This is a genomic window from Kitasatospora sp. NPDC007106, from assembly GCF_040634455.1.
GTDB lineage: Bacteria > Actinomycetota > Actinomycetes > Streptomycetales > Streptomycetaceae > Kitasatospora > Kitasatospora arboriphila.
This window is the reverse complement of sequence record NZ_JBEYFP010001455.1, coordinates 1-1,042: the sequence shown is the minus strand read 5'-3', so window position 1 is coordinate 1,042 and position 1,042 is coordinate 1. Positions and strand designations below refer to the sequence as shown.

Below are 1,042 nucleotides of genomic sequence, written 5' to 3'. Positions count from 1 at the left end.
GCGCTGCGGAGCTGGCCCATGACGACGGCGGCGGCCAGGCCGTGGCCGACGACGTCGCCGACGGTGACGGCGATCCTGTCGCCGCCGGGCAGGGGGATGAGGTCGTGCCAGTCGCCGCACACGTTCAGCGCGGCGGTCGCGGGCCGATAGCGGACGGCGGTGCGGTGGGCGCGGATCGCCCGGGCCGGGGGGAGCATGGCGCTCTGCAGGGCGAGGGCGATTTCCCGTTCGCGGGCGTTCGCCTGGCGCAGTCGCTGGTTGACCTCTTCGAGTTCACGCAGCCGGCTGTACAGCTCCGCCTCGACGCGCAGCTCTGCCCCCGGCCCGCCGGCGGCACGGATCAGCGCCGTGACCTCCTCCACCCGGTGGATCACCAGCACCACCCGCCCGTCCGGCGCGAACACCGGCGCATTGACCGGACTCCAGTACCGCTCCTCCCACCGGCCGGGCGCGGCCTCGACGTCGTAGCGCTGCACCGCCATCACGTCACGGCCCCCGCCGGCCAGCACCCGCCGCAGCGACGCCTCCAGACTCAGCATCCGGGAAACGTCGACGTCGTGCGGCTGACGCGGGAACACGTCGAACAGGTACCGGCCCACCACCTGCTCCCGGCTGCGCCCGGACCGGCGCAGGAACGCCCCGTTGGCGGCCGCGAACACCAGCTGCGGGGTGAGCAGCGCGACCGCGCCGGGCAGCGCCTCGAACACCGCCGCGAAATCGACGTCCGCCTCCGCCATGCGTTCCTGCCTCGCCGTGGATTGGTGTGGGCCGGGTCCGGCACAGCCGCGTGGGAGCGGCCGCCGCCGACGTGTGGGGCTTCCCGAGGCTATCGGCCCGACACCCGTCCGGCAGCGCCTTGCCGCCGTCCCGGCGGGGGCTTGGCCCGCTGGCCGGCCCGGGTGTCAGGGGAGTCGGAGGGTCTGGCCGGTCAGGATGAGGTCGGGGTCGTCGCCGATGGTGTCGTGGTTGGCCTGGTAGAGGGCGGGCCAGCCGCCGTTCACCTGTTGTGTCTGGGCGACACCCTCGACGCCATCGCCCAGAC

The 1,042-nt window shown here is 74.4% G+C and carries 1 protein-coding gene; it reads right to left on the bottom strand.

All coding sequences use genetic code 11. The annotated features are described in order from the left end of the window. The coding region (locus ABZ641_RS39245) for a PAS domain-containing protein (protein ID WP_359989529.1) at positions 1–737 on the bottom strand (737 nt) is incomplete at its 3' end. Between the last annotated feature and the right edge of the window lie 305 nt (positions 738–1,042).